Source organism: Rhizobium sp. R693 (assembly GCF_002211315.1).
Taxonomy (GTDB): domain Bacteria; phylum Pseudomonadota; class Alphaproteobacteria; order Rhizobiales; family Rhizobiaceae; genus Rhizobium.
This window is the reverse complement of record NZ_LOKY01000046.1, coordinates 1-11657: the sequence shown is the minus strand read 5'-3', so window position 1 is coordinate 11657 and position 11657 is coordinate 1. Positions and strand designations below refer to the sequence as shown.

The following is an 11657-nucleotide window of genomic DNA, read 5'->3' as shown; positions in this document are numbered from 1 at the left end:
TTGGCTCGTGGTCCGAGCTCTTTTGTAAGACCCGAGCGTTTCGGTGAGCGTTTGATAGCGGCCCGGCCGCCGTCGTGTTCAGTCGGGTTGGGGCGTCGCGGTCGTTTCGCCATCCGAAATCTCGCAAGCAAGCAGGATTGGATTGTCGAGATCGGGCACGGGTTGCTTGTTTAGCAGAATTGCTACAGCGGCCGCAGCAATCCTTTGAATCGGTTGCTTCACTGTCGTTAGGCGCGGCGTCGTCATATTTGAGAGGGGGATGCCGTCGAATCCCATGATCGAAAGTGCTGCCGGTACCGGAATGCCGAGATCGTGTGCTGCCCGCATGCAGCCGATCGCCTGCTGGTCCGAGCTTGCGAAGATCGCAGTCGGGCGCTCATTGCGCGCGCGGGCAAGAAGATAGTTTCCTGCGAGGCGGCCGCTTTCATAGTCAAAGGCCGCCTCGGCTATTAGGGATGGAATGGCCGTTTGCCCGTCGCCCTGAATTTGCTCGATTGCGCCGAGATAGCCCTTGAGGCGGTCATTGGCGGGGACGGAATCTTTAGGGCCCGAGATGAAGCCGATGCGGCGATGGCCAAGCTTCAGAAGGTGTTCAACACCCAGGCGCACGCCGTTGCGATGGTCGGCGGCGACGCCAGAATATCCTGGCATGAGGCGGTCCACGACGATGATTGGCAATCCCTTCGGCGGCTTGATCGTATGGAAGTCGTTGCTCGGAACGAGGATGATGCCATCCACCTTCCGGCTTGTCAGCTGTCCGATACGATCAGCCTCCTTGGACGCATCATCAAGGGATGTCATGACGATGATGTTATAGCCATGGTCTGCTGCCGCTTGCTCGGCGGACTGGACGAGCTCCGAGAAGAAGGGATTGGTCAGGTCAGGAATGATAATCCCGATGAGGCGGCTGACCTTGCTGCGCATGCTTCTGGCGGATGGGTCGGGCAGGTAGCCCAGTTCGTCGATGATGCTTTTGACGCGTGCTCTTAATTCATCCGTAACAGAGGGATGGTCATTCAAAACCCTTGAGACGGTCCCGGTAGAAACTCCCGCGAGCCTGGCAACGTCTCGAATTCCAACCTTTGGCATAGCAGAAATATACGTCCCTTCATCTTCGCCTTCGGGGACATCCAAAGGCGCCTGATCCGCGCTTTCAGCTAATGGTCTCTATCGCCTTAGTCAAAGGGCTACGTCTGAATTCTGACCACTGATCCTCCATAACACCGCCATTGCAGATATTCAATGGAAACGGTTCATTCTCCCCTCTTCAAGGGGTGGTCACTTTGCAGAATTTTCCAGGGTTCTTGGCGGTTTTCGCGGGGTTGACAGTCTCCCGTGGCGCTGTTACCCAATAATGGTTGGAAACGGTTCATTTGTCGCTGGCAACTCAGATGGAGCTGAGCCCAGGACTGTTCGGGAGGAAAGAAATGTTCAATTCTATAAAGCGTGATTCCGTCTTGACCAGTGCGCCGCGCCGTGCGGCGCTGAAGCTCGGCCTTGCCGGTACGGTGATGCTCGCGCTGTCCTGCAGCGTGTCCCCCGCCTTTGCGGCGAGCAAGCCGAAAGTCGGCTTGATCATGAAGTCCTTGTCCAATGAGTTCTTCAAGCAGATGAAGGCCGGCGCCGACAAATATGCGGCTGAAAACAAGGCCAAGTTCGATTTCAAGGCCGTCGGCATGAAGGACGAGCGTGATTTCGCCGCGCAGGTCGATGCCGTCGAAAACTTCGTCACGCAGAAATATGACATCATCGTCGTCGCGCCGGCCGATTCAAAGGCAATGGCCACTCCCCTTGCGAAAGCTGTGAAGGCCGGCGTCAAGGTCATCAACATCGACGTGCCGCTTGATGCCGATGCAAAAAAGGCAGCCGGTATCGATCTCGCCTTCTTCGGTCCTGACAATCGGGAAGGGGCAAAGCTTGCGGGCGACGCGCTCGCCAAGGATTTGGGGCCCGGCGCGAAGGTTGTCATCCTGGAAGGCAATCCCGAGGCTGACAACGCCAAGGAGCGCAAGGAAGGCTTCATGGACTCCGTCAATGGCGGCAAGCTACAGCTTCTCGACAGCAAGACCGCTCATTGGGAGACGGAAGAAGCCAACACGGTCATGACGAACTTCCTGACGAAATATAAGGACATTCAAGGTGTCATGGCAGCCAATGACTCCATGGCCCTCGGCGTCGTCAAGGCTCTCGATGCAAGTGGACAGAGCGGCAAGATCAAGGTTGTCGGCTTCGACAACATCCCGCCGGTTCAGCCGCTGATCAAGGACGGCAAGATGCTTGCTACCGTCGAGCAATATGGTGCGCAAATGGCGGTCATGGGCATCGACTACGGTCTGCGCGAACTTGCCGGTGAAAAGTTCACCGGCTGGGTCAAGACGGATGTCAAGCTCGTCACCGCCAAGGACCTCAAATAGCTGCCTGTAAGGCCAAAGTCAGGCGCCGGCTGATGGCCGGCGCTCAGCCAACCGCTTTCCGTGTTGATCACGCCAGCGAGGTCGTTTTCGGGCCTCGGGAATACGTGCTGCGTGGAGGCTGACCATCTCCCATTGAAATAGACCACACATGAGGTGGACGTGTCAGACGCATCAGATGACGACATCCTGAAGCTGGAAGGGATCGGCAAGCGCTTCCCTGGTGTCGTGGCGCTCAAAGATGTTTCCATGCGCATCGGCCGCGGCAAGGGGCATATTCTTCTTGGCGAGAACGGCGCCGGAAAGTCGACCCTTATCAATCTGCTGGGCGGCGTCTTCAAGCCGGATGACGGTCACATTCTGTTCGACGGCAAACACTATGATCCTGCCTCGCCGTTGGAGGCGTTCAAGGCGGGCATCCGTGTCATTCACCAGGAACTGCACCCCCTTTCCAACCTGACGGTCGCAGAAAACCTGCTGTTTGAACATCTGCCGCGCCGGTACGGGCTGGTGAACTATAAGCAGATGAACAAGAGGGCGGGCGAACTCCTGGAAGAGGTTGGCCTTGACGTGTCGCCGACGACGCCCGCCAATCGCCTCAGCGTCGCCCAGCTTCAGCTGGTCGAGATCGCCAAGGCGCTCTGCTATGAAAGCAAGCTTCTCGTTCTTGATGAACCGACAGCGACCCTGACCTCCAAGGAGGTCGATCGCCTCTTTGAAATCTTGAAGCGGCTAAAGACGCGTGGCGTTACGACCCTTTATATATCTCACCGGCTGGAGGAGATATTCGAAGTCGGTGACGATGTGACGGTGCTGCGCGACGGCCAGCATGTGATTACCCGCCCGCTACCGGGACTGGTTATTCCCGATATCGTCGAACTCATGGTCGGGCGCAAGCTTTCTGATCATGGCGTCTTTCGAAACGACAGCGCCCTGTCAGGAGAGGCGCTCGGTATTTCCGGCCTGAAGGTGACGCGGAACAGCCCGGAACTGTCATTTTCCGTGGCAAAGGGAGAAATCGTCGGCATTGCGGGACTTGTCGGCAGTGGTCGGACGGAGGCGGTGCGCGCCATATTCGGTGCCGACCCAAAAGCCGCCGGCGAAATTCGCTTGAACGGCGAACCGGTTAAGATCAATGCGCCGAGGGACGCCGTTGCTGCAGGGCTTTGCCTTGCAACCGAGGACCGCAAGATGCAGGGCTTGATGCTCGATATGAGTTGCGCTGAAAACGCCACCATAACGGATCTCGGCAAGATCTCCCGCAATGGCTTGATCATCGGGAAGGTGGAAGATGACCAAACGCAGCGCCTCGTGCGTGAGCTGCGTATCAAGACGCCCTCCATCCATCAGGTCGTCAGGACGTTTTCCGGCGGCAATCAGCAGAAGGTCGTCATTGCGAAATGGCTGTTCCGCGGTCCTAAAGTCTTGATTTTCGATGAGCCGACCCGTGGAATCGACGTGGGTGCCAAAGCCGAGATTTACGAGCTTTTGTGGAAATTTGCGTCTGAAGGAAAAGGTGTTCTGGTCGTGTCTTCGGATTTGCCGGAGCTCATCGGCATTTGCCATCGCATCATCGTTTTCTCCGATGGCAAGATAGCCGGTGAAATACCTCGAGAACAATTTGACGAGAGCAGGATCCTTTCGCTCGCCTACAAGGAGTACAGCCGTGTCCGCCAGCATTGAAAAACAGAACGAGGCGAAAGAGACCAGCTTCTTTGACAAGCTTATTCGGATCTCGATGAAGGAAGCGGGCGTCGCGATCGCCCTCGTCCTCATTCTGGTGTTTTTCTCGGTGACGGCGCCGTACTTCGCAACGCCAGAGAATTTCCTGAAGATCTTCGTGCAGATCGCCATCAACACCGTGCTTGCTTCGGGTATGACCTTCGTCATCCTTACCGGCGGCATCGATCTTTCGGTCGGGTCGCTGCTTGCCCTTTGCACGGTCATCGGCGCAACTATCATGATCAATCCGCAGTTTTCCCCGTGGCAGGCGATTGTTCTGGCATCACTTGCGTCGATGGGCACCGGCGCGGTCCTTGGCGCCGTTAACGGATGGATATGCGAGAAGTGGAAGCTTCCTTCCTTCATCGTCACGCTCGGCATGCTGAACGTCGCAAGCGGGCTGGCGCGCGTGGTCAGCGACAATTCCACGATTACCGGCCTGCCTCAGCCCTTCGTCGACTTCGGGAACCTGATCTTCTGGGGCATATTTCCCTCGATCTTTCTGATCGCGATCGTCGTCGTCCTTATCGGCTGGTTTGTACTGCGCTACACCGTCTTCGGGCGCTTTGTCTTTGCAATCGGCACCAATGAGGAGGCGGTCCGCTTGTCGGGCCACGAGCCTAAAAGATACAAGATCGCCGTATTCACGATCTCCGGACTAACCGCGGGAATTGCGGCCATGGTCTACCTGCTTCGCCTTAACGTCGGCAGTCCGGTTGCGGGCATTGGCTATGAACTGAATGCGATCGCCGCAGTCATTATCGGCGGGACTAGTCTGTCGGGCGGCAAGGGCTCGATCATCGGTACGCTGGTGGGTGCATGCATTCTGCAGGTTCTGTCGACGGGATTGCAGCTTTTGGGGGCCGACGACAACATCAAGCCGATCGTCATCGGTGCCGTTATCGTGTTGGCGGTTATCCTGGATAGCTATCGCGGCCGGTTGATGCGGATACTGGAAACGCGATGATCGATCGCGACGCTCGAGGTCCAACCTGGTCGTGCAACTTGGGTTCTACTCGCTCCGAAGGCCGGCAAAACTGCGCCAGAGATCTGGTGGCACGACGAGATGACAAAGGCGAGAGGACTGTCACATCAATCTGCTGTAAGCCAGCAGGGCAATCGATATGGTGGGACCTGTTTTGAGCGCCGGTCTCGAAGAACGGTCGGCCTAGCTCGACACGGTGCTGGCTGCGCTTGCGGCAACGGCCAGCGCGACGCAAAGCATCTGGATCCCGGTCAACGCCTGCCCGAGAACGATGAAGCCGGCTATCGCTTCGATCGTAGGCTCCAGGCTCGTCAGGATGCCGAAGGCCGATGCCCTCATGCAGCGAAGCGCCATGAACTCGAGCGCACAGGGAAGCAGCGGCACGAGGATCGCAAGCAAGCCAGCGCGAGGACGGCCTCATAAGAAAATCCCGACGACCACTGATGAATGCTTGGACCGTACTGCGCCGAACTGCACGCTGCACATGGATACAACGCAAAAGACGACAGCGAGATGGATCTTCCCAGCAAAATTCTGCGCTGTCGCCGAATGGGGCTGCTTGTTGCTCTCGAGAAGATCGACGGGCGTGTCCTGCCAGCAACGATCACGATCGGGCTTTCCTCGTGAGGCATTTCAGGGCGGCAACCCTTTTCTTCTGGATGCCCGGCAACCGATCGAATACTCTGCTGCCTCGCGGCGTAAGCACCCAGCCGATCGCACGGCTCGCCAGAGCCCGCTTTCACGCCCCCACCCAATCCCCCCAAGGATAACGCGCAAACGCAGCGGCACTGGTTGCACGATCCTTTGTCGCCCGACGTCAATTGCGAATGCGGCAAACGTCCAGTAGCGATCGATCGTTCAGCGGTGGGGTCAGGTTTTCAGTGCAACAGAATCCTGGATACGCGGCCGCGCGATATAGTTCTTGCTGTAGTGGTACGAGGTCATCCCGGTGATGCTCTCAAGCAAACTGGAAAATGGCGTCGTCAGCGTATAGGTAGCATTGACCGCGATCAGCTGCACGTCGGCGCTCGCAACCTCGGAGGGGATATCAACCGGCGATGCGGCACCCTTCGGCAGCGCCGTCGTATGATAGCCTTCCGCCCAATCCACGGTCGCTGCCAAATTGCTGCTTATGTCAACGACTGCCAGCTGGATGGTGAGGTTGCTCGTATCGAACGGCTCGATGATGCTTGCAGCACCTGCGATGATAGCATTTACGTCCGTATCCTTCCATGTCGCCTTTTGAGAGATCATATCACCAAGGGTAGCGGCAATCTGATTCATCTTGCGATTAACGAGGAGTGCCTGGCCAAGATCGACCGTACCCGCAAGCAGGACGATCATTATTGGAAAGACGAGAACGAACTCGATTGCTGAGGCGCCACTGCCGTTGCGTGAGAAATTGCGGGAAATGCGGATCACTTGCTTTAGCAGGTGCGATGGTTTTGCCTTTGGCATCAAAACGGCTCGTTCTTGAAGAGTTCGGCAGCGCCCAGCACATATCGTCCATCGTCCAGCTTGCTAGATGAATAGCTGTAATAGTGCACGACGGGGTTCCAGGGAAGAAATGCCTGTATAAGCACATAGTCGCCTGCGCCACCAATATCGAAGTCCTCGGATACCGACAGCGTTCCGCCCGCTAGTCCCGAGATGCGGGTAACCGAACTCATGTCCGTGATGACCGTTGCCCTTACCAGCAAACTGTTTGAGCAATCAAAGTAATAGGAGAGTTCGCTGCACAGGGTCGCCTTGAATTTGCTGAGGTCCCACTGGTCTGTCGTCGCGGTCCCCACACGCACCTGTCGGGCAGTCTTGTGCAAGGCTGCATCGAGACCTGCGTCTACGAAACACATTATGGCAATCTCGATTATGGCGAAGATCACAAGGAAGAAAGGAAGAGCGAGGATGGCGAACTCAATCGCAGCAGCACCCTGCCGGTTTCCGGCGAAACGCCGTAGGATCAACATCTTAGCAACTCTATTGAGTGAGCCTGACACTGGTCAGGTATTGTTGAAAGAGTGAGGATAGTCCGGATTCGATCTCATTCGAATCCGATGCCGAAAGGAACAAGTCTTCCGACGATGCACAATCCTTGAGAGAATAGGGAATGTAGTCACGTCTCGTCGTGCTGCTTGAAACGTCCGAGCGCATCGTGCCGCCCCAGATCGAGGTGAAACCGCTGGATTTCATCGTTTCACCGACGGTCATGTTGTAGCCCCAATCCTTGGGAATCGACAGATATTCAGTGTAGAGGACGCCGACTGTGACAGCGTTTGTCTTCATCGCATCGCACCACGCTGGATTGAGCGGCGAGACTTTGAGCTGATAGGGAAAATAATTGGAATTGTAGTAGATACAGGTCGAACCGGACCATTGCGTGCACGACCACTTTTTCTTGGGATTGTTCGTCACCCAGTCGCGGGTCGACTGAACGCCGTCGGTCAAAAGGAGTACCAACTTCAAAGGCGACGACGCACTGCTGCCGTCGCCGGCAGTCCCGACAAGCGATGCCATCTTGGGAAGCGCGACATCGAAATATGTCGCGTCCTCGGACGTTGCGCTAGTGAGCTTATTGGAATCGGAACCGTCGGAGAGATATTTCAGCGCCGTCGCCGTCGAATAGGTTGGAGCAAGAACCTCGGTGGCAGTTGCACCGATCGTATAAAGGCCGACCTTGACATGGCTGCTTGATTGATTCGCGCTATCGACCATGGTGAGGACTTCTTTGACTGCCTCGACAGATATATCGGCCCGCAGGGTTATCCCCATCGCCTTGGACAGGCCGTAGACAGTGCTGTAATTCGACCCTTTGTATGTAAAGCTCTTCCCTTCATTGGTGTGGCAGGCAAATTCGCAGGCTGCAGCACTGCTTCTCAACGAGGTTTGGCCAGAAGTCGTTGCGGCAAGTAGCATCGAGGCCGACTTGTCCAGAACGAGATAGACATTCATGTACGAAGTCGCCGGCCCTGCCACTGACGACGCGACCGAGACGTTCACCGTATCAATGTCGGCAAGGCGCATGAAGGTCGTGGCGACACTTGCCGTGGCGACCGCCTGGATTGACTTGTTCGTCTTGCTGATTTTGATATTGCTTCCAGAAAGCGAATATTTGCTGCTATCAAGGTCCGTTTGGGCACCAAACCAGGTCTCGACCTTCTTCTGAATCTTGTCCTCGTCCAATGTGTCGACGTCCTTGATGGCAGCGAGCAGCGCAGCATCAAGATCACTCTGCATCTTCGCCTGGACGTTATAGGCTCGAACGTAGTCAATGCTCGCGCCAACCGCGAGCAGCATTGGTACCAGAACCAGGGCGAAGGAGATCGCGACGTTGCCGTTGCTGCTTTGCAGCAGCGCCGCCCACGTGGTCGAGCGAACTTTCCTCCAGACGTGTTTTAGTTTCACTATGCCACCAGCCTCCGGGTTCCAGATGGCGGGCATGCTGGGGTCGAAGCCTTATGCGCAGGTTAATGAAAGTTTCACGGAGAATCCAAATTGCGCATCTCTAGCCAGATGGCGCAATATTCGTTGCGAGCGCGTTGCTTTGCTTAGGACTAAGCGACATCGCCCGGACCAGCCTTGCGCTGTCCAGAAAAAATACGAGCGGATCTGATGACCAAGCGAGATGCTTGCGGCTTTCAGGACAGTCCGGTTCCACTTGCAAAGAACGATGTCCGAGCGGTTCGCCAATCAGAAGCGACCACCTTAAGCGCGGTGATGTCAGGTTAAAGAGGCGAGGAGCGTTTCGGCTAGATCCTTGATCAGGCTGCCATGCCGGAAGCGGCACTTCCAGTACACAAGCGTTTGAAGGAGATATAGATGGATGGCTGGGCGCTCACGCAGCGGTGGCTTGCTGACGCAGCTTGTCTTCGACCTCGCCGGGAGACATGGGTTTTCCGACCAGATAGCCTTGAAATTGATCGCAGCCGGAATCTCGCAAGATCTCCGCCTGCCGGCGGGTTTCGATGCCCTCGGCCGTCACGGGGATCTCGAGCGCGATTGCCAGAGCAATCGTTGCACGCAGCACATCAGCGCCGTTTGCATTTTCCTCGAGTCCGGCGATGAGCGACCGATCAATTTTCATGCGATCGAATCCGAACTGGCGCAGTGCGCCGATACTGGCATAGCCGCAGCCGAAATCATCAAGCGCGAATTTGATGCCGATCTGCCTGAGCTGGTCTATGGAGCGACGTGCTTGATCGGGATTGCTCATCAAAACACCTTCAGTTATCTCCAGCGTCAGACCGCTGGGATCAAAATCGAATTCCTGAAGGACCGTCGTCACTTGCGCCGCAAAGTCGGGATTGCAGAGCTGGATTGGCGAGACGTTGACCGACAGGCCAAGCTGGGGCCAGTTCTTTGCGTGACGGATCGACGTTTTCAGCATATGGACACCGAGTGCGTCGATAAGCCCGGACTTTTCGGCAAGCGGAATGAAAACCTCTGGGCTGATGTCTCCAGCGATATTTTTCCAGCGCGCCAAAGCCTCAAAGCCGATGATGATATCGGTCGAGGCGGACACAAGTGGCTGGAAAACAGGCTCGATTGCTCCATCGCCTATAGCGCTTCTTAATTCACTTTCCAGTTCGGCGAGACGCTGGCGTTCAAGGTCCAACTCGGGATCATAGGCAACCGCCTGACCCTTGCCATTTTCCTTGGCGCGGTAAAGCGCCATGTCGGCTCTGCGAAGCAGCTCCAGGGGCGTTACGCTGCCAGTCCGCGCTGCCAGGCCGATGCTGGCACCGACTTCAATCGTTCGCCCGCCAATTTTGAAGGGGTCGACAAAGATCCGAAGAATGGATTCTTCTATCTCGCGGTCGGGTGCAGATCCAAATTGCAGCAGCGCAAACTCGTCACCCCCCAATCTTGCCGCAGCCAGGATTTCCGGATGACAGTTTTTTAGCGCCTTCGCCGCGATATGGATCAGTTCGTCACCAACCGCATGCCCCCAGGCATCATTGACGGCCTTGAAGCCATCGAGATCGATCAAGTAGAGCGACACCGCCGGACCTAAGCTAGCCAACTGCTCCAATTTATTGAGAAGGCCATGTCTGTTAAGCAAACCGCTCAGACTGTCATGGCTTGCTTCAAAGCGCGCCGCCTCGGCGAGACGGCGCAGGCGTCGAGCCTCTGACGCGCCGGCAAGCAAGACGCCCCCCAGAAATAGCACAAGGATGCCAGCTGCGGCGGCCACATAGGGGGAGACCTTGCGAAACACGGCACTTCCTGGCGCTTTGCTTGGCCAGACGAGATAAGCAATAGTGGCGCCATCCATGTCTTTGATCGGAGCACTCAGCAAGCCAGGTTCGGGCGTTGACTGGAGCCGCAGCCCCTCAAGCTCGTGCTCATTTGAGAGCATGTCGATAACCGTCGGCGTAAGTTCCTTATAAAAGCTCAACACGCTAAGCATCGAAAGCGCACCGGTTGTTTCAAAGGGTTGGATCGCCTGTGTCGCGACCAATGCGATGCCGGTTTCGGTCCTGAAGAAATTGAGCAGAGGTGCGGATTGCGCACTGGCGGCGGCCTTGATTTGCCGATCGAATGCCTTCCCGAAATATTCCAGCGGTTGGAACGTATTGCCCTTCGAATAGGCAGATATGGCACGACCGTCAGGTCCGATCACGATTGCGCCATCATAGAGCGGATAATCGGTGCTGGTTTTTCCCCAATTCTCGTAGGCCCAGTCCGCAGCTGTGGGGGAGCCAATAGCGCTATAGGCGTCGTCCCAGACCGCATTGTCCTTGGTGGTCGCATCCAGCTGGGTTGCAAGCGCGGCAATGGCAGCGCGCGCCGCTCGCTCGGCGCGAGCGTCGTCGATTTCATTTGCCGACCGGGTCATGGTCGTGACGACGTGCGCCACGAGGCCGGTAAGCAACAGGGCAATCCCAAGAAAGCAGACTGTCGTAGTGATGATGGGAGACGTTTGGGCACGAACACGCCCGGCTGCGAAGGTCGACGACATCAGGGCTCCGCGAATGGGATTGGAAGGGCCATGCCTCAGGGACTGCAGGAGACATCATGTCCGCAACGCGCTGCATTCAAGCCGCTAGCACCCATGCGGTAAGGCATGTTTAACAACCGCAGCCTATGCCCCAGAGACACGCCTTCCCGTGACAAATTATGCGTCATGCGGCTAGGCATTGCGCAATATGGCCAGCTCGTCGTGAAGCGAATGTGGTGGAACACCAACATCCCTCTCTGGCATAGGGCTTATTGATGAATACCAGATCTGATCTCGACGGAAATCGATGACGCCGCGGCAACTTTGTTGCATCTGAATGCTTCGATGTTGGATGAGAAAGTCCTGGTGGCAGTTCCCCTAAGGGAACTCTGAGCCCAATCTTGTGGCCCGCCCATCGAGGGATGGTTCGATGGGCGGGTGCTATTTGAAGCTGTCGACCCTCACGGTCGTCACTGACCTTGCCCCCAAGTTTTATCCAATTTTGAGTTCGCTCCAGCGGTTTTGGGTTGCTGTGTTTGGGGCGGTAGCGGCGGGTTGCGGTGCGGAGCCATTTCGGCTGCGCAGCACCGCATCACGTCGC

Annotated in this window: 8 protein-coding genes and 1 pseudogene; 3 read left to right on the top strand and 6 right to left on the bottom strand. The window is 56.6% G+C overall.

Features of this window, described 5'->3' with window-relative positions; genetic code table 11:
• Positions 1-78: 78 nt before the first annotated feature.
• Positions 79-1089: a LacI family DNA-binding transcriptional regulator gene (locus ATY79_RS24720; RefSeq protein WP_088705153.1), complete on the bottom strand. Its 1011-nt coding sequence runs from the start codon at positions 1087-1089 to the stop codon at positions 79-81.
• A 338-nt stretch (positions 1090-1427) separates the two neighbouring features.
• On the opposite strand from ATY79_RS24720, the gene ATY79_RS24715 reads away from it, so the two are divergent.
• From ATY79_RS24715 to ATY79_RS24705, 3 genes are all read left to right on the top strand, one after another.
• Complete coding sequence (locus ATY79_RS24715; RefSeq protein WP_088705152.1) at positions 1428-2414, top strand: sugar ABC transporter substrate-binding protein; 987 nt, start codon at positions 1428-1430, stop codon at positions 2412-2414.
• A gap of 159 nt (positions 2415-2573) precedes the next feature.
• Complete coding sequence (locus ATY79_RS24710) at positions 2574-4094, top strand: sugar ABC transporter ATP-binding protein (RefSeq protein ID WP_088705151.1); 1521 nt, start codon at positions 2574-2576, stop codon at positions 4092-4094.
• Positions 4078-5100, top strand: a complete 1023-nt coding sequence (locus ATY79_RS24705) for an ABC transporter permease (protein ID WP_088705150.1) — start codon at positions 4078-4080, stop codon at positions 5098-5100. Before ATY79_RS24710 ends, ATY79_RS24705 begins: the two co-directional genes overlap by 17 nt.
• A gap of 201 nt (positions 5101-5301) precedes the next feature.
• On the opposite strand, the pseudogene ATY79_RS24700 reads toward ATY79_RS24705, so the two are convergent.
• From ATY79_RS24700 to ATY79_RS24675, 5 genes and pseudogenes are all read right to left on the bottom strand, one after another.
• Positions 5302-5514 (bottom strand): annotated as a pseudogene (locus ATY79_RS24700) (EamA family transporter); the annotation flags it as partial.
• Between the two features lie 474 nt (positions 5515-5988).
• On the bottom strand, positions 5989-6576 hold the full coding sequence (locus ATY79_RS24690) for a TadE/TadG family type IV pilus assembly protein (RefSeq protein ID WP_088705147.1): 588 nt from the start codon (positions 6574-6576) through the stop codon (positions 5989-5991).
• The gene (locus tag ATY79_RS24685; protein WP_088705146.1) at positions 6576-7085 is read right to left on the bottom strand and encodes a TadE/TadG family type IV pilus assembly protein; all 510 of its coding nucleotides are present in this window, start codon (positions 7083-7085) and stop codon (positions 6576-6578) included. Before ATY79_RS24685 ends, ATY79_RS24690 begins: the two co-directional genes overlap by 1 nt.
• Before the next feature lie 10 nt (positions 7086-7095).
• Positions 7096-8520 (bottom strand): TadE/TadG family type IV pilus assembly protein, encoded by a 1425-nt coding sequence (locus ATY79_RS24680; RefSeq protein WP_245312441.1) that lies wholly within the window; start codon positions 8518-8520, stop codon positions 7096-7098.
• A 430-nt stretch (positions 8521-8950) separates the two neighbouring features.
• Complete coding sequence (locus tag ATY79_RS24675; protein WP_088705144.1) at positions 8951-11077, bottom strand: bifunctional diguanylate cyclase/phosphodiesterase; 2127 nt, start codon at positions 11075-11077, stop codon at positions 8951-8953.
• Between the last annotated feature and the right edge of the window lie 580 nt (positions 11078-11657).